23 protein-coding genes are annotated in these 24,284 nt (G+C 38.4%); 9 read left to right on the forward strand and 14 right to left on the reverse strand.

Going from position 1 to position 24,284, the window contains the following annotated elements:
* Nucleotides 1-40: 40 nt before the first annotated feature.
* Both MKY71_RS15920 and MKY71_RS15925 read right to left on the reverse strand, forming a co-directional pair.
* On the reverse strand, nt 41-1,441 hold the full coding sequence (locus MKY71_RS15920) for an extracellular solute-binding protein (RefSeq protein ID WP_339173690.1): 1,401 nt from the start codon (nt 1,439-1,441) through the stop codon (nt 41-43).
* 57 nt (nt 1,442-1,498) lie between these two features.
* Nucleotides 1,499-2,344, reverse strand: a complete 846-nt coding sequence (locus MKY71_RS15925; protein WP_339173691.1) for a MurR/RpiR family transcriptional regulator — start codon at nt 2,342-2,344, stop codon at nt 1,499-1,501.
* A gap of 211 nt (nt 2,345-2,555) precedes the next feature.
* On the opposite strand from MKY71_RS15925, the gene MKY71_RS15930 reads away from it, so the two are divergent.
* Nucleotides 2,556-3,131 (forward strand): metallophosphoesterase family protein, encoded by a 576-nt coding sequence (locus tag MKY71_RS15930; protein WP_339173692.1) that lies wholly within the window; start codon nt 2,556-2,558, stop codon nt 3,129-3,131.
* A gap of 52 nt (nt 3,132-3,183) precedes the next feature.
* Here MKY71_RS15930 and MKY71_RS15935 read toward each other — a convergent pair whose 3' ends face one another.
* The 3 genes from MKY71_RS15935 to MKY71_RS15945 all read right to left on the reverse strand — a co-directional run bounded on the left by MKY71_RS15935 (nt 3,184) and on the right by MKY71_RS15945 (nt 6,380).
* Nucleotides 3,184-4,083 carry a radical SAM/SPASM domain-containing protein gene (locus tag MKY71_RS15935; RefSeq protein WP_340733262.1) on the reverse strand — a complete coding sequence of 300 codons (900 nt, stop codon included), beginning with the start codon at nt 4,081-4,083 and terminating at the stop codon, nt 3,184-3,186.
* 152 nt (nt 4,084-4,235) lie between these two features.
* Nucleotides 4,236-4,733: a YehS family protein gene (locus MKY71_RS15940; RefSeq protein WP_340733263.1), complete on the reverse strand. Its 498-nt coding sequence runs from the start codon at nt 4,731-4,733 to the stop codon at nt 4,236-4,238.
* A gap of 159 nt (nt 4,734-4,892) precedes the next feature.
* A complete protein-coding gene (locus MKY71_RS15945) occupies nt 4,893-6,380 on the reverse strand; it encodes a class I adenylate-forming enzyme family protein (protein WP_340733264.1) in 1,488 nt (495 codons plus the stop codon).
* A 287-nt stretch (nt 6,381-6,667) separates the two neighbouring features.
* Between MKY71_RS15945 and MKY71_RS15950 the strand changes: the two genes are divergently transcribed.
* Nucleotides 6,668-6,904, forward strand: coding sequence for a DUF1540 domain-containing protein (locus tag MKY71_RS15950; RefSeq protein WP_079523677.1), 237 nt, complete (start codon nt 6,668-6,670; stop codon nt 6,902-6,904).
* A gap of 63 nt (nt 6,905-6,967) precedes the next feature.
* On the opposite strand, the gene MKY71_RS15955 is transcribed toward MKY71_RS15950, so the two are convergent.
* Both MKY71_RS15955 and MKY71_RS15960 read right to left on the reverse strand, forming a co-directional pair.
* A complete protein-coding gene (locus MKY71_RS15955) occupies nt 6,968-7,207 on the reverse strand; it encodes a hypothetical protein (RefSeq protein WP_340733659.1) in 240 nt (79 codons plus the stop codon).
* A gap of 67 nt (nt 7,208-7,274) precedes the next feature.
* A complete protein-coding gene (locus tag MKY71_RS15960) occupies nt 7,275-8,531 on the reverse strand; it encodes an MFS transporter (RefSeq protein ID WP_340733266.1) in 1,257 nt (418 codons plus the stop codon).
* A gap of 267 nt (nt 8,532-8,798) precedes the next feature.
* Between MKY71_RS15960 and MKY71_RS15965 the strand changes: the two genes are divergently transcribed.
* Nucleotides 8,799-9,359, forward strand: a complete 561-nt coding sequence (locus MKY71_RS15965) for a DUF3298 and DUF4163 domain-containing protein (protein ID WP_340733267.1) — start codon at nt 8,799-8,801, stop codon at nt 9,357-9,359.
* A gap of 106 nt (nt 9,360-9,465) precedes the next feature.
* Here the strand turns inward: MKY71_RS15965 and MKY71_RS15970 are convergent, their stop codons facing one another.
* A complete protein-coding gene (locus tag MKY71_RS15970; protein WP_340733268.1) occupies nt 9,466-10,863 on the reverse strand; it encodes a hypothetical protein in 1,398 nt (465 codons plus the stop codon).
* A gap of 229 nt (nt 10,864-11,092) precedes the next feature.
* On the opposite strand from MKY71_RS15970, the gene MKY71_RS15975 reads away from it, so the two are divergent.
* Together MKY71_RS15975 and MKY71_RS15980 are read left to right on the forward strand one after the other, a co-directional pair.
* Nucleotides 11,093-11,338, forward strand: coding sequence for a hypothetical protein (locus MKY71_RS15975; protein ID WP_340733269.1), 246 nt, complete (start codon nt 11,093-11,095; stop codon nt 11,336-11,338).
* 305 nt (nt 11,339-11,643) lie between these two features.
* A complete protein-coding gene (locus MKY71_RS15980; protein ID WP_339173706.1) occupies nt 11,644-12,528 on the forward strand; it encodes a patatin-like phospholipase family protein in 885 nt (294 codons plus the stop codon).
* Nucleotides 12,529-12,560: 32 nt separating this feature from the next.
* On the opposite strand, the gene MKY71_RS15985 is transcribed toward MKY71_RS15980, so the two are convergent.
* Both MKY71_RS15985 and MKY71_RS15990 read right to left on the reverse strand, forming a co-directional pair.
* Nucleotides 12,561-14,129 carry an alkaline phosphatase family protein gene (locus MKY71_RS15985; RefSeq protein ID WP_340733270.1) on the reverse strand — a complete coding sequence of 523 codons (1,569 nt, stop codon included), beginning with the start codon at nt 14,127-14,129 and terminating at the stop codon, nt 12,561-12,563.
* A 119-nt stretch (nt 14,130-14,248) separates the two neighbouring features.
* Complete coding sequence (locus MKY71_RS15990; protein ID WP_340733271.1) at nt 14,249-15,910, reverse strand: SLC13 family permease; 1,662 nt, start codon at nt 15,908-15,910, stop codon at nt 14,249-14,251.
* A 659-nt stretch (nt 15,911-16,569) separates the two neighbouring features.
* Here MKY71_RS15990 and MKY71_RS15995 point away from each other — a divergent pair.
* Entirely contained in the window at nt 16,570-18,138 is a 1,569-nt protein-coding gene (locus MKY71_RS15995) for an IS1182 family transposase (RefSeq protein ID WP_107934954.1), read from the forward strand.
* A 104-nt stretch (nt 18,139-18,242) separates the two neighbouring features.
* Here the strand turns inward: MKY71_RS15995 and MKY71_RS16000 are convergent, their stop codons facing one another.
* Together MKY71_RS16000 and nadX are read right to left on the reverse strand one after the other, a co-directional pair.
* The gene (locus MKY71_RS16000; protein WP_339173712.1) at nt 18,243-19,208 is read right to left on the reverse strand and encodes a tRNA dihydrouridine synthase; all 966 of its coding nucleotides are present in this window, start codon (nt 19,206-19,208) and stop codon (nt 18,243-18,245) included.
* 147 nt (nt 19,209-19,355) lie between these two features.
* Complete coding sequence (nadX, locus tag MKY71_RS16005) at nt 19,356-20,132, reverse strand: aspartate dehydrogenase (protein WP_340733272.1); 777 nt, start codon at nt 20,130-20,132, stop codon at nt 19,356-19,358.
* Nucleotides 20,133-20,293: 161 nt separating this feature from the next.
* On the opposite strand from nadX, the gene MKY71_RS16010 reads away from it, so the two are divergent.
* Nucleotides 20,294-20,734: a YtoQ family protein gene (locus MKY71_RS16010; protein ID WP_339173718.1), complete on the forward strand. Its 441-nt coding sequence runs from the start codon at nt 20,294-20,296 to the stop codon at nt 20,732-20,734.
* A gap of 64 nt (nt 20,735-20,798) precedes the next feature.
* On the opposite strand, the gene MKY71_RS16015 is transcribed toward MKY71_RS16010, so the two are convergent.
* On the reverse strand, nt 20,799-21,653 hold the full coding sequence (locus tag MKY71_RS16015; protein WP_340733273.1) for a malate synthase: 855 nt from the start codon (nt 21,651-21,653) through the stop codon (nt 20,799-20,801).
* A gap of 552 nt (nt 21,654-22,205) precedes the next feature.
* Here MKY71_RS16015 and hpaB point away from each other — a divergent pair.
* Nucleotides 22,206-23,651 (forward strand): 4-hydroxyphenylacetate 3-monooxygenase, oxygenase component, encoded by a 1,446-nt coding sequence (hpaB, locus tag MKY71_RS16020; protein ID WP_340733274.1) that lies wholly within the window; start codon nt 22,206-22,208, stop codon nt 23,649-23,651.
* Nucleotides 23,652-23,746: 95 nt separating this feature from the next.
* Entirely contained in the window at nt 23,747-23,872 is a 126-nt protein-coding gene (locus MKY71_RS16025; RefSeq protein ID WP_285848938.1) for a hypothetical protein, read from the forward strand.
* 194 nt (nt 23,873-24,066) lie between these two features.
* On the opposite strand, the gene MKY71_RS16030 is transcribed toward MKY71_RS16025, so the two are convergent.
* On the reverse strand, nt 24,067-24,279 hold the full coding sequence (locus tag MKY71_RS16030; RefSeq protein WP_340733276.1) for a hypothetical protein: 213 nt from the start codon (nt 24,277-24,279) through the stop codon (nt 24,067-24,069).
* Nucleotides 24,280-24,284 lie beyond the last annotated feature (5 nt).

A 24,284-nucleotide genomic window follows, 5' to 3' on the forward strand; every position in this document is an offset into this window, starting at 1 on the left:
AAAAAGCTTTTAGCAACCCCATTTCCATCCCCTAATTTTCTTAGCTTAGTTCCTCTGCTTTTTTCACCATCTTATCGACGAATTCTTCAGCAGTTATATCACCAAGTAAGATATCAATAATTAATAATTTAATTTCATTTGTAATTTCAACTGCAATTTTTTGCTGTTCAGCATCTGGTGTATAACGTTTATACGTATGAACAGCACCTGGATTATTGATCATTTCATTAATATTTTTCAAGAAATCCTGAACATTTGTATTTGAAGATAAATCAACGTCTTTCATGTTCATAATCGCACCTGTTGATTCAGCAAATGCCTGTGCATATTCTTCCGTAAAGATGAATTCTAAAAATGCTTTCGCAGCTTCCGGATTTTTCGCTTTTTCGGCAATTGCAATTGTACGAATATCCGGTACAAGCGCTAATGGCTGACCTGGATCATTCATCGGTGTTGGTGTAAAACCAAACTCAAAACTGTCCGGTGTATCATTTTTCATTTCGTTCGGTAACCAGAAACCTACTGGAATGTAAGCATTTTTATGCATTAAGAAGTTCATTTGTGATTGCGTATGATTGTAAGCTGCAAAACCGCTATCGATTACGCCTGCTTTTGCAATTTTCTCTACCTTCTTCAACACTTCAAGCGTTTCAGGTTTTTTCCAAGCTTCAATTACACCATTGTTTAAATCATTTAATAACTCTTCACCGCCTGCTGCAGCAAATGCAGGATTCAATACGCCACGGTGGAAGTATTGTGTATGTTGACCTGTCGTTACAAATGGCGCAATTTTTGTATCGGCTTTAATTTTTTCCATAGAACTGATCCAGCTGTCAAAGTCAGTTGGTACTTCCCATCCGTTTTCTTCGAACCACTTCGTGTCATACCAAGTTCCCCAAGTATCGAATACTAATGGTAAACTATAGATTTTCCCGCCATCTACTTCTTCTGCTGGCGAAATAAAGCTATCTAATAATGGTGTACCATTTTCAAGTGTAATTCCTTTTGCAAATTCACTAATATCCATTAACTGACCTTCAGCGATCATTTGTGTTTCACTAGCTCCAGCACCATCGATGTATACGACATCAGGTGGTGTTTCGGAAATCCAGCGTGTGTTCATCTCTGTATTAATATTTGGACCTGCATGTTCTATAATTTCCAAATCCGGGTTCTGTTTTTGGAAGTCTCCTATAACTTGCTTCCACCATCCATCACCATATCCTCCAACAAAATATTGAATTTCCAGTGTGCCTGACAAACCATCCCCTGTATTTTCTCCAGAAGTATTATCCGATGGCGCTGTTGATTGTTCAGTAGTGCTGTTTCCTTCATTGTCACTGTTTGATTCCTCGTCATTCGAACACGCAACGAGCAATAACATTAAACTCATTAATGCTACTAAAAACCAAGTCTGCTTTCTGTTTTTGATAACAAACATACATTACACCCCTTCATTTTCATTATGTTAACTATATGAATATAGTCAGCACCGATATTAACGAGAGAAACCTTTAATTACCTCGAGTGTGCGATTCAGCGCAATAATCGAGTTATCATAGTTTAGTGTTGCTATTCCTGTATATAAAATATCAATTAATGTCAGTTGGGCGATACGTGATGCGGTTGCCGAACTACGAATATCCGCTTCATTAGAGACAACGTATAGAGCATAATCCGCCAAGCTCTTTATTGTATTTCGCTTATTTTGTGTCATTGTAATGATCGTTGCTTGATTTTCTTTTGCAACTGTAAGGGCGTTTATAATTTCCTTTGTTTCACCTGAGTACGAGATTGCGAATACAACATCCTCACTCGTCGCATGAGTTGCGGCAATAAGCTGACCATGACTATCAAAAATTGTTTCGCAGTTTTTATTGATCCGCTTCAATTTGTGCTCGAAATCCTGTGCAACGATTGCTGAAGCGCCGATGCCTATAAAGATAATCTTTCTTGCATCGTTAATTTTGTGGATGATTTTTTCAAATTCTCTTTCGCCATTAATCATGAGCGTTTTTTTGATTGCATCGATATTGTGCATTTGAATCGTCTGTATCATTTGGAGTATCGTTGAATCTTTTTCTAATTCAAAGTTGTGGTTGTGTGGAATTTCCAGAGTAGGCGCTGAAGCAATACTTAGTTTTAAATCTTTGAAACCGGAAAAGTTTAATGCCCGGCACATCCTCACAATGGTTGCTTCGCTTGTTTTAGCTTTTTCAGCCAGCACAGCAATCGGCATGCGAATGACATCGTCTAAATGATTTAAAATGTATAAAGCCACGTTCCTTTCAGCAGGTTTCAGCAACTCCATCCCCGATCGTATTCTTTCAATACTATTTTCCAAGTTTATAACCTACTCTCAGACAAAATGTTGTAAAACTTCCTTTTTCATGTAAAATATATGAAATTTAACTTCATAATAAAACCTATTTTGCTAGTCGTCAAGATTTTATTTAAATTTTCTGAAAATCAAAGGGGATAAATGTTTTATTTTATTGGTAAATTGACTATTGCTATAATATTGTAGAAATTCAATTATACGGTGGTGAATCTTTATGAAATACGCAATTTTGAGCGACTTACATTCGCATTATAAAAATACGAAAAAGGTATTAAACCATATACAACAAGTAGCGCCCAATGCAGAGATTATTGGATTAGGAGATTTGTTTGAATGTAAAATCGGCAAGAAAAAGGCTCAAACGGTTCGGCATGCACAGCTAAAGGATGCTGCGATCATTGATGAAAGGTTTATGAGCCTCTTAACATTCCCTTCAATTATCGGGAATCAGGAAGAACGTATTGCTTTAGTTACAGGGGATGAGCGATTTCTGCAATACGAAAATGCGCTTGTAATTGAGCATGCCACTTTAATTCATGGGCACCAATTTGAATGGGATGAAACATTCAATCCTACCTTCCCGAACATTGAAACGCCATTACTGTTTTTTGGACATAGTCATGAAGCAGCGATCTATAAAGATGGGCTACGTCATTCCGTCCCTTACGATATTCCATTGGCAGTCGGAAAAAATCAATATCAGATTAATGTCGGTCCTGTTGTAGATAATAAAGAATGGTGTTTATATGACAGCGAGGAAATGACAGTTACATTTATGCAAGCACAATAGGAAAAGGCTGTCCCAAATCAGGACAGCCTTTTTAATCTTTCAATATAACGGACTATAAAACATCCGGCAGCTCGGAATCCATGCCAAATTTTTGGCGGAAACCGCATTTTTTGCAAAGTTCTTCAATAGCTTCACGACGAGAAAACCCGTCTACCAAGTTTTGTGCACGGTCAGTAGTAATAATGTCGCCGAACTTCTGGTCGTGGACATTCCCTAAATTAATGACACCCTCGCCATCCAAACAGCAGGGTACAACAGAGCCATCTACTAAAATGGCCGCATGTGTTCGCAATGCATGACAGAACCCTTTGCCTTCATCCGCTTTTTCAAGCAGACTCGGCCAGCGGAATTCATGATCTTGGTTTAAATAAATGTTTTTTGCGATTTTTACTCCTGAGCCCATTTCTACCCGCTCTTGAATTTCATAGTCCAGCTCATACTCTTTTTCCAGAATTTCAAGTGTTTCACGGTTTCTGCGATTTGCCAGCTCGGAAACATTATTACGCTGTAAATTCCATAGGCGGTAAGAAATAATGACATTATATTTTCGTACATCCCGTACAAACTCCAAAATATCGCCTAAGTACTTTTCACGGTTTTCAGAACCTTCATGTCCATCAAAACTATGAAGCGAAAAATTTATTTGTCTGAGTGCAGGCTTGCCCAGCAGCTTTTCACGGTTCTTTTTAATTAATGTCCCGTTTGTTGTAATATTTACTTTAAAGCCTTTTTCATGTGCAATATCGAGTAACTGCCCGATGCGCGGATGCAATAAAGGCTCCCCTTTTACATGTAGGTATATATATTTTGTATAGCCGCTAATTTCATCTAAAATATGAGCGAATTGCTCGACCTTTATTAATCCTTTTGCTCGCTCTGTAGGTGGACAAAAGCTGCATGCTAAATTACATACACTTGTAATTTCGATATACACTTTCTTAAAAGTTTTCAACGCTCGTTCACCATTCCTTTTTTTGATCCTAAACAATACTACTCATTGTAACAAATTTCTTATGTAAAAAGGAAGTTGTCTGTTTGGCTTAATATATATTGCCAATAAAAAACCGCCTAGAATATAAATCAAATTCTAGGCAGTTCGTATTTTTATCCGCGGTACCTCACAGATAGGCCCTTGAGGAATTTACGGGCAAAGTTATCGCCGCATTCTTTGTAGTTACGGTGTCCCGGTTTCCGCATAATGGCACCAAGCTCGCCTTTTGATACGGCAATACCGCCGTCATCAAGTACATCCAGCATCTCTTCAGTCGTCAGCTGGCATGCCACTTTCAGTTTTTTCAGCATCATATTGTTCACATGGTCCGGCTTTTCCTGCACTGGCGCTGGCTGTCCTTCTTTTTTCGGCATCGGTCCACGCTTATACGTGATCAGCCCATTGAAAAATGCTTCCAAGTTTTTATGATTCACTTTCATCTGATCATAATCGGCAGGTGCTTCCTCATCTTTTTCCATAGACTTTGTTAAAATTTTCGGCATTTCCTCCGGTGAAACCGTAACGCCGCCCAATTTAAAAATTTCGATCATTTCTCTATTTTTCAAATCCAATGCGTAACGTACACGGATTAAAATATCATTATTATCCATAATTGCCTCCATCATGTTTTGCTAACGCCTATTATACCAAAAGACAGGACAGGTTTGTTAGCCGGACTCTTTAGGGGGACCCGTTTTTATAAAGGATTGGAAAATGGTTCATATTTTAATCACGAAAAAGCCTCGACAAAAAATCGAGGCTGCCTAATTTTAAATCGTCTGTTTTGGTCTTAACGTATGCTTCAGTACTTTCCCGGATGCATTACGGGGCAGTTGATCGATAAAGTCGACTTCAAACGGAACTTTATACTTTGCAAGCTGTGTCATGCAATAGTCCAGCACATCCTGCTCGATTAGTTGTTGGCCTTCTTTTAATACAACAAACGCCTTTGGAACTTCACCGTAAACTTCATGAGGAACCCCCACGACCGCAGCCTCCAAAACTTGAGGTATTTGGTAAAGTACTTCTTCTACTTCAATCGGGTAAATATTTTCACCGCCGCGAATAATCATATCCTTTTTGCGGTCTACAATATATAAATAACCTTCTTCGTCAAATCGGCCTAAATCTCCTGTATACAGCCACCCATCCTGAATTGACTTTGCTGTTTCTTCCGGTGCGCGCAAATATCCCTTCATTACTTGAGGACCTTTCACGCAAATTTCACCGACTTCACCTAATGGCACAATTTCACCAGTAGCATCACGCAGCTGAATTTCCGTCCGCGCTAACGGTTTGCCTACTGAACCGATTTTAAACAGTGCAGCATCATCCAGCAATGAACTCGCTGCAGGTGAATTTTCCGTTTGCCCGTACAGATTCTGTACTTTTACATTCGGGAATGTATCCTTCAGGCGCTTAACAAGCTCATACGGCATCGGTGCAGCCCCATAGCAGAACAGGCGCAGTTGACTGAAATCATAGGACTGCAGCTCAGGTTTGTTCAATAAAATCGTATACATTGCCGGCACGCCAAAGAAAATCGAAGCCTTTGTTTCAACCAGATTTTTCAGTGTCTGATCTGGTGAAAACGCTTCATCTATAAGAACTGCTCCCCCTTTATAAATTGTCGGCACCGCAAACACATGGCTGCCTGCACAGTGGAACAATGGTGTACAAATAAACATGCGGTCCACATTCGTCATATTCATCGAGTCGGACCAGATTTGCGCTGTCTCCAAAATATTCCGGTGACTGAGCATAACCCCTTTTGGTTTTCCAGTCGTTCCGGATGTATACATGACAACGGATGTGTCTTCTAGATCTAACTGCGGCAATTCTAGGGAAGCGCTGTTTCCATTAATAATTTCTCTGATTTGTGAAAGTGAAAGGATTTCCTGAAAACCATGTGTCGTAAGGTCAATCGTCGCTTGCAGTTTTTCATCATATATTAAAATTTTTGCCTCTGAATGCTTAAATATAAAATCCACTTCCGGAGGAGCCAGCTTTGTATTCACAGGCATTACGGTTAAGCCTGCGAGCTGAACACCATAATAAACAGCCATGAACAAATGGGAGTTAAGTGCAAATTCTGCTACAATATCATCTTTTTGAAAACCCTTTTCCATCAGATAGCCGGCAATTTTCCGCGAGTTGTTCAGAAGTTCTTTGTAGGACCATACTTCATTTTCAAATTGAATAGCCGTTGCATTTGGTGTCTCCATAGCTTGGTCGACTAATGCCTGTAAAACTGTCATTAAAAATCCCCCTTTATATATAAATCTTAATATTCTAAATTTTAACAATTTTAAGCTGCTTAATGCAATGTTTTCTGCTTGTTATTTTTTTGCGACTCATGGAAATTTTAGATTCTGCGAATGGTATACGTTTATTTTGGATATGCTAGTTGTCAAATAAAGCTAATTGATCCATTTTATTTGAACATAAAAACATTCAGAGTGGACAAAATAATGATGAAGTCTGAAAAGGAAAGTAATCACTCGCCTTTTACTTCAACATTGCTAAATCAAAGAGGAGGAAAACTATGCCAGCTTTAGAGGTGAAATGTACTGTATCCGATTGCTTTTTCCATGCTAAGGGGAATTTTTGTGGGGCCGAAAAAATAGAAATCGATATGGAAAGTATAACCAACAAAAAAGAGCGGTCGGAATTTGCTTCTGACTTTGATTTGCAGGCTCCAAAACAAAAAGAAGCCAAGTCTTCCAGCGACACTTGCTGCAAAACATTTATTTGTAAAAAAGATGCAGAAAAGCGGCACTAAGTAATTTTGAAGAAGCTGTCTAAATGTGTATACCACTTAGACAGCTTCCTTTTTATTGACGGTTTAATGCGGACCGTTGCCGCCTAACTGCCCACTGCCAGGCACTTCATTGACCTTGTAAGTACGGCTGTCGACTTCCAGATTTTCCGTTAAAGGGCGAAGCGGCATTTCATCGTTCGTCTTCACTTCCTGTTCCTTCGCAAGCATAGCAAGTGTTTCATTATACGAAGAACCTGAAGCGGCATTCAGACGTTTTACTTCATCAATATCCGTTCCTGCGTTTGTGTAATTTTTTTCGTTCATCCATCCACCTCCTCAGATATAGGATGTACGATGAATAATTGTTTATGTAACTATTAGTTAATCAATCCTACAATGTTTCCGTAACATGTGCTTCTTTGTACAACATAATTCCGGCTAAACCGACTAAAGAAAAAAGAACCGGAATTATAAAGCCATAAAAATAACCGGATTGTAAATCGATCGAGCTTGCCTGAACATAATCCAAAATGGCCCCTAAAAAAATCGGCAGTAAAACGGCACTTAAAAAACCTCCTGTATTCGCAAAACCCGATACAATGCCGGACTCTGTCATCGGGAATGACTGCCTTACAGCAGCAAATGTCAATGCACTTGCGCCATACCCGAAGCCGATAAGGAAAAAAAGAATGATGACCCCAACTAAGGATGGATACCCTTGAAATAAAAGAAACATAAACCAGCTGGCAAAAACAAGCGATTGTACCGCTATATAAGGTTTTTTAATCGATTCATACATACTTGCCACCCAGCTCATAAATGGAGCCCCAATAATTGCTCCGACCAGCCCTACCATAATTAACTGGCTCGCTTGAGACCGGCTCATTTCGTAAAGATCCATTCCATACGGTACAGCCCATGAACTGATAAACCCGACATACCCGCCAACTACCCCAAAGTGGCATAAAAATAAAGCCCATGCTTGACGGCTTGAAAAAACTCTTTTTACAATGCCCGCTGTTTTTTCGCGTTGGGCAGTTTCTGTTACTACAGGACTAGTTTGCGGAAAAGCCTTTTTTGCTTGTTTTATTAGCACCATAAATAGCAGTATGCCGCATAAGCTTACAAGAAGACCTAAAGAGAAAAATGCCCATCTCCATCCAAAGAGTCCAATCCAAGCAGAAAATGGAACAGTCGCCAACAGGAACCCTAAACTGCCTGTCATCCCGGCAAAACCGACTAATCGGACAAATTCCTTCTTATAAAACCACTGGCCTAATATGAGCATCATATTAACCCATATCGTCGCATCCCCTATTCCGGTAAAAATTCGCGATATAAATAATACCGATTCATGTGTACCGACACTGTAAAGAACTGTCCCCACACCGGTAAGGACGGCACCAAAAATAAGAAAGAAATTCGGACCGAAGCGATCCGCCAAAATCCCCATCGGTATTTGCAGACTAGTATAAACAAAAAATTGCACCCCTGTTATCAATCCGATTGTCGTAGCCGTAATATTAAAGTCGTGCATCAGCTGATCAGTAATTAATCCGGGCGCTGTCCGTTGACTGGCCATCAGTAAATACGTAAGCAATACTGAAACAAATACGATCCATCTGTACTTACTATTTTGCTTTTCCAATGATCACTACTCCCATAAAATTTTTTCTTTATACGTGTGAAATTTTTAATTATGCGTTCTTTTTCTTTCTTCATTTTATGACATTACTTTGCCTGTTATCTTTTCTAGCCAACATTTTCATAAAGTTATATACCCTACATATAAATAACAGTATGCAGGTAAGTTGCATAGTTTTATTTAAGAAAAAATGGTGAAGGAAGTGAAACTATTCTTCAAATTGGTCCAATGCCTGTCAGTACTGTTCGTTTAGATTATGGGCCGAATCAATTGGTATATTATCCACATGTTTTTTACAAGTTTGATCAGTCGTGGGAAATCGAGATGAATGGGGCGATTAAGGAGCAGGTGCACAAACAAATTGCACAGCAAGTTGGCGAAATGCCGACATCGGTAGAAGAAATGCTGGGGCTATATGAAATAAAAAACAATCAGCGGCAAGTATTAAGTTTGAGCCTCTCCAATTATACGTATCATCAAAAGGCCGCACATGGAATGACGACAATTGAATCACTGACATTTGATATAGAAAAAAAGAAGCTATGTACACTCAAGGATTTATTTAAACCGGGCAGCAATTATGTCAGAAGACTCTCTGCTCTTGTTGATATTCAAATACAGGAGCGGGACCTTCCTACACTAGGTGATTTTCCGGGTATAAGTCCTGATCAGGATTTCTATATTGCAGATAAAACACTCGTTATTTACTTTCAGCTATATGAGATAACACCATATGTAGCAGGTCTGCCAATGTTTCCGATTTCTGTTTTTGATTTGGCAGATATGATCGACGAATCCGGTCCGCTTGGCAGACTGGCGACTAACGGTTGATGCTAAGTGAAAATGTACTATATTTTCAAGTTCAAAATATAGTACATCTCTTTTCATACTTGTCATGAGGTGCCGTGTAAAAAATCTTATACATCCCTTTCCAATGTTAAATAATGAAAAGCGCTACAATCGTCGTCACGATTAAACCGATGATTACCGGTACAAGATTTCTTCTGGCAAGCTCAAACGGACTAACATTACAAATGGCTGCTGCAGGAATAAGCGCCCATGGAACAAGTGTCCCGCCACCTACCCAAATGGCTGCAATTTGACCAAGAGCAGTCAATGTTGCTGTACCTTCTCCGATTGCTGTACCAAATAAATTTCCGAGTGACCCCACTAAAGAAATTCCGGAAAAGCCGGATCCGTCCAGTCCTGTAATAGCCCCGACACCTGTCAATGTCACAACAGCAATTTCCGTTGTTAATGGTACAAGCGCCGCCAATCCCATACCAAGGTCATTCACAATACCGTGTGATGTTTCAGGCAGATGATTTCCGAGAATTGTAAGGAATCCCGCGTCCCCTAAATAGAAAAATGCCGCAATCGGGATGACCGGTCCGAATACTTTAAACCCAAACTGGAACCCTTTAATAAAGTAGCTCGTCGTTTTGTCGAGCCCCTTCTTTTTATAAGCAATCACACAAAGGATCAGCAGGATAAAAACTGAAGTGCCTCCTACCAGTGCTGTTGCGTCTCCCCCTTGAAGATCGAAAATAGCCATTGCAACCACATCCAGTACAAAGGCAACCGGAATTAAAAGAGCAAAGATTTTCTTTTGAGTCATCGATAACAGATCTTCCGATTGCTCCAGCTCTTGCTCCGTACTATTATCATACGTTCCGACTAAAGGAATAGTGCCGCGCTTCATATCACGTTTCAAAAGGTAAAATGCTACAGCTGTCGTCACAACCCCCATCGTTATGACTAGCGGAATACTTGCCGATATGACATCTCCTACAGGAAGTCCGGCAGCATCAGCCGTTAATTTCGGTGCACCCTGAATAATAAAATCACTGGATAACGCAATCCCGTGACCGAATAAGTTCATTGCCATCGCCACACCTAATGCCGGCAGTCCCGCTCTTATCGCTACAGGTAATAAAACCGCTCCGAGCAGCGCTACTGCAGGTGATGGCCAGAAAAACCAGGAAATGATCATCATTAATATCCCGATTGTCCAAAACCCTAGTGTCGGGTTTTTAATAATCTTTGTGAAAGGGGCGATCATTACTTCATTGATCCCCGTTTTAGTAAGTACCCGGCTCATCGCAACGATAATTGAAATAATTAAAATAGTAGATAAAAGTTCGGTTATCGCATAAATAAAGCTATTAAAAACCCCGCCAATTGAAGAAACAAAATCCCCTGTCGCGACGAAAGCAATAACGAAAATCCCCACAATACTAATCAATGTTGTATCCAGCCGTCTTACCATAAAGATAATGAGCAGCATGATGAAAACAACATAGATCCAGTGGAGAGCTGTTATTTCAATCCCCATACTCTACCTCTTTTCCTTTTTTACTTAGCATATGGAGAGAAAAGAAAGGTTGTGAGCGCCTAGTAACAATATATATTTTTTGGGTTATCAAGTTATTCGCCTAGATTCTCTAAATCATAGCCCAATGTTAGTAAAGCATTCATAAAAATAACTTCATTGATTATTTGTGTTTATTAAGTGGCGGGAAAGATACATATTACATATAAACGATGAAAATAGAGGTGTGCTTATGGCGATTTGCCCGTTATGCAATGCATTAGAAAAAGTCAGTATAGGCTGTCCGACATGTAACAATCCGCTGCAAGATGGAGGAAAGGTAGCCGATTATTCAGATCCGTACGGACATTATAATGATGAAGATACCGTTAAGCTTTTTGATGGCTATCCAAATACCGCCAAAGATGAGGTTTGTCCACATTTACTCGTTTGCAAAGAATGCGACTTTGAGAAGGTCCTGTTTATACAGGAACAATAAAAAACATGTCCGAAATAAAGTTTCGGACATGTACTAACTAAATTATTAAATAAACCCATCATTACAATATCTTCTATCGTCCCCGGGACACAGATGTTCCACCACCTATCAACAAAAAACCATTTACCCCACAAACTATAATTTCATCAAAAAGTAAATCATCTGTTCACTTTGTTCCTTAATTAATAAACCCATTTTCTTTTCACCGACATATACTGTTATGACGACAAATTTAACTATCGTTTCAATTTGCTAAACTTTCTAATCCTACGTTGGATTTATCAATAAAAGAAAGGAGAGAACGAATGATTGTCGACGGGGTTTTTTCAGGCGGCGGAATTAAAGGTTTTGCCTATGTCGGTGCCATTCAGGCGCTTGAGGAAAAAGGGGTCAAATTCGAACGTGTAGCCGGTACAAGTGCTGGTGCCATATTAGCCACTTTTATCGCGGCAGGCTTTAACACGAAAGAACTTGAGGAGATTTTTGATGAGCTGAATTTAAAAGTTTTACTCGATCCTCCTAAATTCATCATCGAACTTCCATTTTTAAAATGGCTTAATTTATATAAAAGGATGGGATTGTATCGCGGAAAATCCCTGGAAAACTGGTTTCTCGAAAAGCTGGCGACAAAAGGCATCTACACATTCGGAGACTTACCAAAAGGGAGTTTAAAACTGGTAGCTTCCGATTTAACGAACGGCAAGATTTTAGTGCTCCCCGAAGATTTACATCAATACGATATTGATCCAAACAGTTTCCCGGTCTCCCGTGCATTACGGATGAGCTGCGGTCTTCCCTTCTTCTTTGAACCTGTCTACTTAAAAAATGGGAAAAGAGAGTCTGTTATTGTAGATGGCGGCGTTTTAAGTAATTTTCCAATGTGGATTTACGATAATGGAAATAAGGAGCGGCCTGTTCTCGGCATGAAACTTAGTAGTTCAAGCGAGGATATGAAGCCGCATGATATTAATAATGGGATTCAACTTTTTGAAGCATTATTCTCTACGATGCAAACTGCACATGATAATCGTTATATTTCCCGTAGACATGAGAAAGATATTATCTTTATACCGGTTGAAGAATATAGTGCAACCCAATTCGATTTAGATGAGGCGACTAAAAATAAATTAATGAGTATCGGAAAAGAACGGACAGCACAATTTTTAAAAACCTGGTCTCCAGTTTGGTAAAAATCTTCAATAAAAAACCGGATGATTTTTTGTTACGAATCACCCAGTAATTGAAGTATCCACTTTTTTATATCAACTAAACGATCAGATTCAGGTAATACACTTGTCCCAGTCACGATAATCGGAACAATCGAATCTACTTTGTGAAGTGAGCCATGAGCTCCACCACCCGCATGATTATGGCTATGCTTTTCAATAAACTCATAAGAAGGTTTAGCATCCACGATAATAAAACGCCCTTCCTGTGAATGAAGCGCTCCATGTAGCCTTGCAAGTGCATCCGGGTAATCCTGATAACCGATATGTTGTTCTTTCGATATATTTAAATCCAGAATTGAGACATCTCCTGTAACTTGCCATGACTGATTATAATCATCTACGTACTTACCTTTTGGTGAAAATTCCAACTTGCCCTCACTATGTGGGCTAACAACATAGTTTGTTTGTCCATTTTTCCAAGCGATAAAACCAATTCGCTCATCCTCTTTTAAAATATTCACGATTTCGGATAGCTCAACTTGCTGATCGATTGCATAAATATAAGCCATACGCTCGTTAACGGCAATTGCAAGTTGGGCATTCGGATTCTTTCTCTCCCAAAAAGTATAATCTTTCAATGCTTGATTCAAGTCAATCAGCGATGTATTTTTATCATCTAGTATGTAAGACTGACCACTATCGCCCAATACAATCCACGTTACATCCTGAATAGCATCTTCCCATGAAGGAAAGCTATTTAAAATGTGTTGTACAGCCTGATCCACTTTTTTTATACCCTTTATATAATCTGGACCATATTTGTGTATGGGAGCATCCGCATCGGGTAAATAAGCGAGCGTAAAAGACGGCAACTTCTTTTGTTGAATTAAATATCTCAATTCATTTGCCGTAAACTCATTATTGACACCTAGACGCTGCCATATAAAATTATGGTGATTATTTTCTGTACTGTATTGCGCTAATGTTCCAAGCGAAAAAACCGTGGGGCCATTGATATGAATCTCCTTCGGTAAAAGATTCGCCATAGTAATAAGTCCCGGGACATTAAGGCGATGTTGAAAATTTCCACGATATAACAGACCATTTATCGAAGCGGAAGAAAGGTTCCGATTCGCCAGCTCTTCGTGTAGTGTTTGGACTTCTTTACTTAAATGACTGTCATTTAAATGGACAACACTATCAAGAGCAACATTTTTAATTCCGTTATTCCATATTTCACTGATTCCGCTCCCATAACTGATTATTCGATTTTCCTCTTCTTTAAACCAAATCAATCCCGGTACTTTATGCTGATTTGGATATGTACCGGTTAACAGTGTACTATCAATCGTGACAGACATCGTCGGATAGGAGCTAATCATTTCCTGATGAAGCTGTAAGTTGTTCATTAAATATGCTAAAGCTGGTGCATCATCCTCTTTGATCACTTTTTGCAACGGTTCATTCATTAATGAATCGACGACAATGAGTACTACAGGTTTCTTCGTGTTATTCATAACTTGACCTTCCAGTTTTTTTATTGGGGAAATTGAAAGTGCTAATAAGAAACTAGCACAGATAACAACAATTAAAATCGTTGCAACTATTACTTTTCGTTTCATCGTGTCACCTGCAACCAATTATTTAATAGTAGTATGTTTTCAACTGCTCATTGTATGTAGAAATATTATGTGCCACAAAAAAAGATGGAATCGTTAATCACGATTCCACCTTTTCTATACTACTTATTCATTACCTTAAACATTTCCGGTACGGAGTTTAAATCGATATCCCACATAATTGGCAGCAGGAAATAAATGGACAATGTTATGAAAACAACGCCGAAAACATTCAGTGCAAATCCAGCCTTCATCATGTCCGTAATCTTAATATAGCCCGATCCGAAAACGGCTGCATTTGGCGGTGTTGCTACCGGAAGCATGAAAGCACATGATGCAGCTACACCAGCAGCAATCATTAATGCATATGGATGAACGCCTAATGCTACAGCAAGAGATGCCATAATCGGATACATCATTGAAGCTGTTGCAGTATTTGAAGTAATCTCCGTTAAAGCCAGAACAAGCGCTGCTACCAGGAAGATTAATACGATAACACTTACACCTTCAAGCCCCATAAGTTGTGTACCGATCCACTCCGACAAGCCCGTTCCTACGAAACCTGAAGCAATGGCAAGACCTCCTCCGAATAGAAGCAGAATGCCCCACGGTAACTTTACTGCCGTTTGCCAATCCATCAATCGATCCCCTTTACGGTTCACTGAAGGAATCGCAAATAACACAATAGCAAAAATAACGGCGATCATCCCGTCTGTTAATCCATCGACAAATTTACTTAGTAAAAATGTGCGGGTAATCCAAGAAAATGCTGCTAATGCAAAGACAACGAATACAAGCTTCTCTTCAATTGATGCTGCCCCAAGATCACTTTTCTGTTTATCAATAACCTCACGCCCACCAGGCAATGTTTTTAACTTTGACGGGAACGCAATCTTAACTAGATAAATCCATGTTACAAAAATAAAAATCCATGCAAATGGAACACCGAATAACATCCATCCAGCAAATGATAGTTCGATGCCATACATTTTATTAATAGCACCCGCAAGTAATGTATTAGGCGGTGTACCAATTAATGTGGCGATTCCTCCAAGTGAGGCAGAATATGCAATCCCGAGCATCAATGCCTTACCAAAAGCAAAACGCTGCGGAGATGTATCAATCGAAGGGTCATTTTTTAATCCATCCGCAACTTGATTGATGATGGCTAGTCCAATCGGAATCATCATCATTGCTGTAGCGGTATTGGAAATCCACATCGATAAAAATCCTGTTGCGATCATAAACCCAAGAACAATTCGGTCCATATTTGTACCGACCATTGAAATAATTGAAATAGCAATACGTCTATGTAAATTCCACTTTTCCATTGCTAGAGCGATGATAAATCCACCCATGAACAGGAAAATTGTTTCATCCCCGTACGAAGAAGCGGTTGCTTTCACATCCAGGCTATTCGTTAACGGGAACAATACGAGCGGCAATAAAGATGTTGCCGGAATTGGTATCGCTTCGGTAATCCACCATGTCGCAATCCAAATCGTACTCGCCAATACACCCCTTGCTTCTGTCGAGAGACCTTCTGGCTGAAAGAAAAGTAAAGTTAAAATAAAGAGTAGTGGGCCTAAAAACAGACCAACCATCTGAGCTGTTGTATAACTGCGTGGCGTATACCCACCACCATTACCTGAATTCTCATTTTGGTAATTACCGGTAACTCCCTTTGATACGACCTTTGAAGAATTTGGTTTTATGAAAAAAGTAAACATGTCTTTTACTTGATCATGCATTTCCCATAACCGATTCCAAGTTGTTGAAAACAATACCTTACCCCCTAAATTCTGATTTTAAATAGCTTTATTCCATTTTTTATGATGCTATTTTGCTGTTCTCTTTTACATTTTTACTTAGGTTAAGAAAAAAAGCAATAGTATTCCAAATATTAAGATTCTAATATGAATGTAAATTTATACAATAAATATACAATAAATATACAATAAATACCATATTTTTCTCATGTATATAGTATTTTTATACAACAAATATTGTTATACAACACTTTATTATTATTCCAAAAAAATAAATCGATACAGTGAACAGATAATAAATTTTTTTATAAATATTTATTTTAGTCAAAATTAGAAAACCGCCTTAATAACAAAAAAGGGGGTGGGACAAAACCCGCCTCAAAATCAAAAGCCGTTCAAATTTTACGATGAGTAAAGTTTGAACGGCTTTATTATTATGTGTCTACTATGTAGTCGTTGTTCTCCGTTACGGCGGACGCTTTCCTGGGGGCACGGCTCGAGCCTGTAGTCTCTCCCACGTGCTTGTCCCCTGGGAGTCGCCGCCTTCACTCCGAACAACTAATTTTTCTTCTATATCAAGTAAATCTCTGCATAATTTCAGGCATGAAAAAAGGACATTCTCTGTTAAAATTTAAGTATCCTACAACCAAATTTCAAACGAAAGAAGTGTCCCTATGTTTAAAGATTATAACATGAATCAAATTATATTACCGCTAGATTTAGAAGTAAAGTTACATAAAAATGATATTGCCTTTTCTATCCATCATTTGGTCGAAAGCATTCCGAACGAAGCTTTCGCTCCTTTTATTCACCATACTGGTTGTCCATCATATCATCCACGTATGATGCTAAAGCTGATTTTATGCGGTTACACACAATCCACTTTTTCAGGAAGAAAAATAGAGGATCTGACAAGAGACAGTATCCGTATGATGTGGCTTGCCCAAGGATATGAACCAAGTTATCGCACTATTAACCGTTTTCGTGTACATCCCAATATGAAGGAACTCATTCGCCAATGTTTTGTACAATTTCGTTGTCAGCTAGTTGAAGAAAAACTCATCGATCAAGAAGCGATTTTTATCGATGGCACAAAGATTGAGGCAAATGCCAATAAGTTCACATTTGTTTGGAAAAAATCAGTGGAAAAACATCATACCAACCTCGTAGAAAAATCAAATAAACTTTACGATGAGTTATTGGAACATCAAATTATTCCTGAAATCAAACGTGAAAGTGATGAGCAGTTATCAATAGAAGAGTTAACTCAAGTAGCACATCACCTAGAAGAAGTAGTCGACGACTATACAAGCAAAATAGAACATTCTGAAGATGTCATTGAGCGAAAAAGATTACGTAGCGAACGAAAAACACCAAAGCAAATCCTCAAACAAGTATATGATTGGATTATAAGAAAACAGAAATATGAAAAGGATTTTGAAGTGTTTGGTACACGCAATAGTTATTCAAAGACAGATCACGAAGCAACATTCATGCGGATGAAAGATGACTATATGCAAAACGGTCAATTGAAGCCAGGTTATAATGTACAAATCGCTACTGAAGGTCAATACACACTCGCTTATGATGTATTTCCAAATCCAACAGACACGAAAACACTTATTCCATTTCTTAATCAAATTGAAGAAAATTATTTTGAGTTACCAAAACATATTGTAGCGGATGCCGGATACGGCAGTGAACAGAATTACCATGATATTCTTAACAAACGCAAACGAACTCCACTCATTACATTTAATCAATACTTGAACGAACAGAAGCGAAAATATAAAAATGACCCTTTTAAGACAAGTAATTGGGTGTATGAGAAAGAAAACGATGTCTACATTTGTCCAAATGAAAAGAGATTAAGATTCCAATACAATTCTGTTCGTACGGATAAAGCAGGTTTCCAACGAGAATTTAAAATCTATGAGTGTGAGGAATGTACAGGATGTCCTTTCCGTACAAAATGTACGAAAGCTGCGGAAGGGAAAAACCGTAGACTCATGATTAACGAGAATTGGGAACAACAAAAAGAAGAAGTAAGAGCGAAGCTTTCAGAAGAAAAAACGGCTGCCATTTATCGTCGACGTAAAATTGACGTGGAACCAGTTTTTGGATTCTTGAAGGCTAATTTGTGTTTCCGCCGATTTTCAGTTCGTGGAAAATCGAAGGTTACTAACGAAATAGGCTTGGCATTAATGGCCACAAATTTAAGGAAATATGCGGTAAGAGGATAACACCTCTTCCAATATTTTCTTTATAAAACGCAAAAAGAGAAATTGCATTGTGCAATTTCTCTTTTTGCGTGAACTGGAACTAATTCTGTCCCAGCCCCTATTTTTTATTCTTTATTTAATTCAAAACTATTAAGAAGTGCACGCACTTCGTCTGTAGACTTTGTATTCATTAACTGGTTTCTTAGTTCGCCGGCACCTCGGAACCCTTTAACATAAATCTTGAAAAAGCGGTGAAGTCCTGACATTGAACGAGGAAGTTCTTCGGCATACTTGTCCTGCAGATCAAGCTGTAGCTTCAGAAGATCAAGATACTCCTCAGGACTGTGCTCCTTTGGCTCCTTTTCAAAAGCAAATGGGTTTTTAAAAATACCGCGACCAATCATCACTCCATCAATTCCGTACTTTTCCGCAAGTTCTAAACCAACTTGTCGGTCCGGAATATCACCGTTAATTGTTAATAATGTATTTGGTGCAATCTCATCACGCAACGCTTTAATTTCCGGGATAAGTTCCCAATGTGCATCAACAGCACTCATTTCTTTACGTGTACGTAAATGGATGGAAAGATTTGCAATATCCTGTTTTAAAATATGCGTAAGCCATTCTTTCCACTCATCAATTTCTTTATAGCCAAGTCGTGTTTTCACACTTACTGGCAAACCGCCTGCTTTAGCAGCTTCGATTAGTTCTGCTGCCACATCCGGACGTAAAATCAGACCGCTGCCTTTTCCTCGTCCTGCAACATTCGGTACCGGGCACCCCATGTTAATATCGATTCCCTTAAAGCCCAATTCCGCCATCCCGATGCTCATCTTGCGGAAATTCTCAGGATTATCTCCCCAAATATGGGCTACAAGCGGCTGTTCATCTTCTGTAAATGCTAAGCGACCACGGACGCTTTTAATCCCATCAGGATGACAGTAGCTTTCCGAGTTAGTAAATTCCGTAAAGAATACATCCGGTCTTCCTGCTTCAGCAACTACATGACGAAATACTAAATCTGTTACATCTTCCATCGGCGCGAGCACAAAAAATGGTTTCGGTAGCTCCTGCCAAAAATTCTCTTTCATATGTTAAGTTCAATTCCTCTCATTACAAACAATCAACTTTATTTCTTTTAAATTTCCTCTAACAATATTAGCGTAAATCATATATAAAAGTAAAAGCAGATGATTTAAAAAGCAGACTTTTAATAAATAGAATAAGTTTACGTTCCATTAACCGATAAGCAGCTTCCCGTTAATCCTTTTTAGCGTTCCTAAAATACTCATCGCTGCTAAATAACTCGTTTTCGGATTTGCAGGGAGCGGGTTATTCTTAATAGTAAATGTTGCCTCTCCAAAGTCTCCTGTAACTTCAATATGATGAATATTTTTATCAATTTTCGGATCCGCCACTAATGTGACTCTAGTTTTTTCAAACCCAATACTCGCCAATGCAAGTACAATTGATACATTCATATTTTTCGGATAACGGCTAATCGCTTCTGCCGCATTCCCTTCAAATATTACCTTCGCTTCCTCAAGTGTTTCATCAACTAATGAGCTTGCCGGCTTACGTGTTGTGAGCTCGACGGATGTTACTGTACCAAGCGCATGTGCATTTTGCAGTAAATCCAATCCGCCAACCGCGCCTGATGGCAAGTAAAGTCTTCTGTTGTATTCATTCGCTAAGTTATTTAGCTCTACCAGAAGTGCCTCATCCACCAAAGCACCAATACTAATGACGACAACATCCTTTTTTCTGATTGCAGAAGGGAGCAATGTATGAACCGCTTCAATATTTGCGGCCTCCACTACTATATCAATATCTGAATCTAAAAATGCAGCAATTTCTGTATACAGCTTGATGCCATAAGTGGATTTTAGCAATTGATGCTTTTCCCTATCCCTCACAAAGATACTCGTAATGCGTAAGTTTTCTTGCAGCTTTTCATTTATTTCTTCCAAAAGAAAGTGAGCAATTGCACCGGCGCCAATTATACCAATTTTCATTGGGTACCTCCTTTAAATTATTCTTTTTTTATTTATACTCTTCTACAACCATATCATAATTTCAGTACGGCATTCTCCCATCCTTTATCAGAGGGTTTACTTCAATTATATAGGTGAATTCGTTAGTATGAATATAAGGCAAATATAGAGGAGGCATTCATATGGAACTAACCGTTTACTTAGCAGGACAAATTCATGATAATTGGCGTGAAGAAGTTGCACAAAAGGCGAAGGAAAAAAATCTTCCGCTTCACTTTGTAGCACCTCAGACAGATCATGACCGGTCAGATAATATTGGCGAGGAAATATTAGGTATCCAACCATCACCATATTACAAAGACAATGCTGCTTCTGATATTAATAACTTCCGGACTCAGGTATTAATGCAGAAAGCGGATATCGTCATTGCACTATTCGGCGAGAAGTATAAACAATGGAATACCGCAATGGATGTAAGTACAGCAATTGCAATGGACAAACCGACAATCATCATCCGTCCCGAGTCTTTAATTCACCCTTTAAAAGAGCTATCCAATAAAGCAAATGTAACGGTGGAAACTGTTGATCAGGCAATGGAAGTTATCCGCTATATATTTGATTAAAACAATAGCAATGTACACGATAAAAAAGAACGAATCCCTTGGAATTCGTTCTTTTTTATATAATTTAAATACGCTTCAAGGCACCATTAGGCTGTGGCAATTCACTTGCTGTTATATCATTCATTTTACAGAAATGTGTGAAGAATTGCTGAGCAAGTTCTTTTTCCTGAGGATCTGTTTTCAAAGAGATGATATCACATAAAATTTGAGCCATCCATAAATTGTTGAAATAGCGATGTTTACCAGTATTCCATGTCATTTTATGAGTGAACTTTTCGTTTACGTAATAGTTCCAGAACAGCATCTTCTCTGCTTCCTCTTCAGTCAGTTCAATTCGGTACTTTGAATGTGCCGGAATATATCCATCTTCACTCAATTTCCCGATAAAGTTCTCCTCTACCATATACATACCTAAAATACGTCGTTCTTTTTCAGAAGAATTTTCATCTACTGCCGTTAACAAAACAGCACTGTTTAAATGCAGGCGAATCGGTTTTACAGGCTTCCCTTTATTTACACCGCTTTTCGTTAATCCCGAAAAAACCTTCCAATCTGAAAAGGCAGTTCGTTTTTCTTCATCATCACACCAAAAAACTAATTGTGACTCTGGGTGAAGCTTGAAATTTTTCATATGTTTTTCATGTATTAAACGAATTTCCTGGTTTTTACGTTGGAGTTTTAAATTCTCTTCTTTTTGCCACTCTTCTTCTCTTCGTTCTAATTCTTTTTTCTGAATAATTTTTTCGAGTGTTTGCACATCATCTTTATCGTGAAGTACTAAGTGCTTTCCAAATACATCAGGGAAAACGAATTTTTTACTTTCCGATGCAAAATGTATTTCAATACTAGATTCATTCTGTTTAACGATACTACCCATTCCGAAATGCTTATGTGTAACTTTTTTATTGATTAGATTCATTATTTAAATCCTCCTTGTAAAATAAAAACACAGTTACGTTCAATTGCCGGTCAATAATTAACCCCGTTTAGAGCTTTGACAACTGTTAAAATTTTTGCTCTCTTGAATAAAAAAAGTACATATAAACGCATCCTTTATAGTGAATAAAAAAGTACAAAGAAATACATAATACGCACCGAAAACAATTGTAAGACCATTATAACATTTTTTATCAAAAAATACAAAAAATTTATTGACATTTTATTTTCCGTTAGGTTAAAATGAAATTTTGCTCTAAGTCAACTAAAATATTTATCCATTAAAATTATAGTAGACATCCGTTTTGACTGCGTAAATACACGTCCGAAATGGGTGTTTTTTTGTTTCTTCACAAAAAGAATGACCCACCCCTCTTAGCCTCCTTTTTAAAATTTACTCATCACAAAGCACTTTACTGTCAGACTTCACATATGTTGCGTATATATAAACATGCCTTGTTTTAGTTCAAGCCTGTATTTGCATATAAGTAAGTAAATGGCTGGACGATCATCATGAAACTTAAGGAGTGGATGAATGGGTGCAATTAATGGTGAGAGCTATATTAACCGATTAAATGCGTTGAATAATGAAATATGGCTGGACGGAGAAAAGGTGGAAGGGCTGTTATCTGAACATCCCGTATTCAAAGGACTTATTCAGACGAAAGCTTCCCTCTACGATTTACAGCATGACCCTACAATAATTGATGAAATGACTTTTGTATCCCCCCTTTCAGGAAAACGTGTCGGCCTTTCTTATTTGATGCCTAAAACGAAAGAGGAGTTAATAAAAAGGCGCAAAATGATGGAACATTGGGCGAAACATACACATGGAATTCTAGGAAGAAGTCCCGACTATTTGAATTCTGTCTTAATGGGGTTCACCTCATCTGCAGCACTTCTTGAAGGCCAAGAAAACTGTTTCCCAGATAATCTCCGCGCATTTTTTGAAATGGTCAGGGAAAATGACCTATCGCTTACCCATACATTTATTACACCTCAAGTTAATCGTTCTCAAAGTTATATTGAAAATACAAATGAACCGATTTCAGCAAAGGTTATCGCGGAAACTGAAGATGGCCTTATTATAAAAGGTGCACGTCTGTTAGCGACACAAGGCGGTTTAACTGATGAAGTGTTTGTATTTAATGTCGGTAAGCTTGTATTCGGCGAAGATGAAACTTTTTCGTTTGCCGTCCCATCAAATACGAAAGGATTAAAATTCATTTGCAGAGATTCCTTTATAGGCGGAGAGTCTGCATTTGACCATCCTTTAAGTTCAAAATATGAAGAAATGGATTCCATCGTTGTGTTTGACAATGTTTTAGTGCCATGGGAACGGGTCTTTTTTTATAACAATGTGGAGGTTGCAGAAAAATTCCTTATTCACAGTGCCTTTAATCATTTTGCCAAGTATCAAGTTTTAATCAGGCAAATTGTGAAAACGGAATTTATATTAGGAATTGCCGAACTTCTCATCGAAACGATCAAAGTATATGAATATCAGCATATCCATGAAAAGATGACAGAAATTATTGCAGGCTTGGAAACGATGAAGGCATTATTGGAGAAATCGGAGAATGATGCAGCACTTGATGAATATGGCTATTTGCGACCAGCAATTTTCCCATTAAAAGTTGCCGGTTATACGTTTTCGAAGATTTATCCACGGCTCACTGAAATTATCCAGCTTATCGGTGCAAGCGGAATAATAACACTACCAACAGAAAAGGCATTTCACTCCCCCATCAGAGCCGATTTGGATCAATATCTTCAAGCCGCAACTAAACCTGCTGAAGAACGGGTGAGAATATTCCGGTTAGCTTGGGATTTAACGATGAGTTCATTTGGAACGAGGCAAACACAATACGAACGTTTCTTCTTCGGTGATACGGTTCGGTTAGCGACCGAATTATATTTTACGTATCCTAAAAAAGAATTTGTAGAGGCAATTTATACTTTCCTCAATCAGAAAAATTAAGAACGTTGACGCTTTATGCCTAATTGGGAACCGCACTAATCTTTCACTGCCGCATATACTAGAGTAGAACGATAATCAAAAAGGATGATATTAAAATGACATTGCTGAAAATGGTGAGCTCTATTGTGGCATGTACAAATTCCCATCCATTTGACGAAGATGCAATCGATGAAAGCAGCGATATGAACCGCTGGGAAAATGAAGGCGGCAGACCTCTTTAATTAATTCGACTTATTGTTATATACTGATACTTCCGAATGCAAAGACAATTTAATATAAAAAATATCACTTTGCTCTAAGGAGAAAAGTGATATTTTTTGCGTTTTTCTAAGCTATCCCTTTAGGGTGCTTGTCCCAATTCAGATTGTATTTTTCTTCATAGTCTACTTCGTCCATTGCCTCATCACTTACGCACTTAACCAAACATCGGTACTTGTATATAGCTGATCTGCGCTAAAACGATAATTCTTGTTTTACTTTCTCTTTCATACGTATCTGTAGATTCTTTTAAAATCAGGAAATCTTGATTTACCGATTCCAGTGTTCCGGTAACAAGCTCCTCACCAACTGCAACTGTTATTTCTTGGTTTAATAACCTCAAGAGCTGAATATACAAAATGCCATTCAATCTAA

The organism is Solibacillus sp. FSL W7-1324 (assembly GCF_038008025.1).
Lineage (GTDB): Bacteria > Bacillota > Bacilli > Bacillales_A > Planococcaceae > Solibacillus.

Excerpts from the sequence above, each read along its gene's own strand:
- MKY71_RS15920 (WP_339173690.1), bottom strand. The coding sequence starts at position 1,441 with ATGTTTGTTATCAAAAACAGAAAGCAGACTTGGTTTTTAGTAGCATTA.
- MKY71_RS15930 (WP_339173692.1), top strand. The coding sequence starts at position 2,556 with ATGAAATACGCAATTTTGAGCGACTTACATTCGCATTATAAAAATACG.
- MKY71_RS15940 (WP_340733263.1), bottom strand. The coding sequence starts at position 4,733 with ATGGATAATAATGATATTTTAATCCGTGTACGTTACGCATTGGATTTG.
- MKY71_RS15945 (WP_340733264.1), bottom strand. The coding sequence starts at position 6,380 with ATGACAGTTTTACAGGCATTAGTCGACCAAGCTATGGAGACACCAAAT.
- MKY71_RS15950 (WP_079523677.1), top strand. The coding sequence starts at position 6,668 with ATGCCAGCTTTAGAGGTGAAATGTACTGTATCCGATTGCTTTTTCCAT.
- MKY71_RS15955 (WP_340733659.1), bottom strand. The coding sequence starts at position 7,207 with ATGAACGAAAAAAATTACACAAACGCAGGAACGGATATTGATGAAGTA.
- MKY71_RS15970 (WP_340733268.1), bottom strand. The coding sequence starts at position 10,863 with ATGGGGATTGAAATAACAGCTCTCCACTGGATCTATGTTGTTTTCATC.
- MKY71_RS15975 (WP_340733269.1), top strand. The coding sequence starts at position 11,093 with ATGGCGATTTGCCCGTTATGCAATGCATTAGAAAAAGTCAGTATAGGC.
- MKY71_RS15980 (WP_339173706.1), top strand. The coding sequence starts at position 11,644 with ATGATTGTCGACGGGGTTTTTTCAGGCGGCGGAATTAAAGGTTTTGCC.
- MKY71_RS15985 (WP_340733270.1), bottom strand. The coding sequence starts at position 14,129 with ATGAAACGAAAAGTAATAGTTGCAACGATTTTAATTGTTGTTATCTGT.
- MKY71_RS15995 (WP_107934954.1), top strand. The coding sequence starts at position 16,570 with ATGTTTAAAGATTATAACATGAATCAAATTATATTACCGCTAGATTTA.
- MKY71_RS16000 (WP_339173712.1), bottom strand. The coding sequence starts at position 19,208 with ATGAAAGAGAATTTTTGGCAGGAGCTACCGAAACCATTTTTTGTGCTC.
- nadX (WP_340733272.1), bottom strand. The coding sequence starts at position 20,132 with ATGAAAATTGGTATAATTGGCGCCGGTGCAATTGCTCACTTTCTTTTG.
- MKY71_RS16010 (WP_339173718.1), top strand. The coding sequence starts at position 20,294 with ATGGAACTAACCGTTTACTTAGCAGGACAAATTCATGATAATTGGCGT.
- MKY71_RS16015 (WP_340733273.1), bottom strand. The coding sequence starts at position 21,653 with ATGAATCTAATCAATAAAAAAGTTACACATAAGCATTTCGGAATGGGT.
- hpaB (WP_340733274.1), top strand. The coding sequence starts at position 22,206 with ATGGGTGCAATTAATGGTGAGAGCTATATTAACCGATTAAATGCGTTG.
- MKY71_RS16025 (WP_285848938.1), top strand. The coding sequence starts at position 23,747 with ATGACATTGCTGAAAATGGTGAGCTCTATTGTGGCATGTACAAATTCC.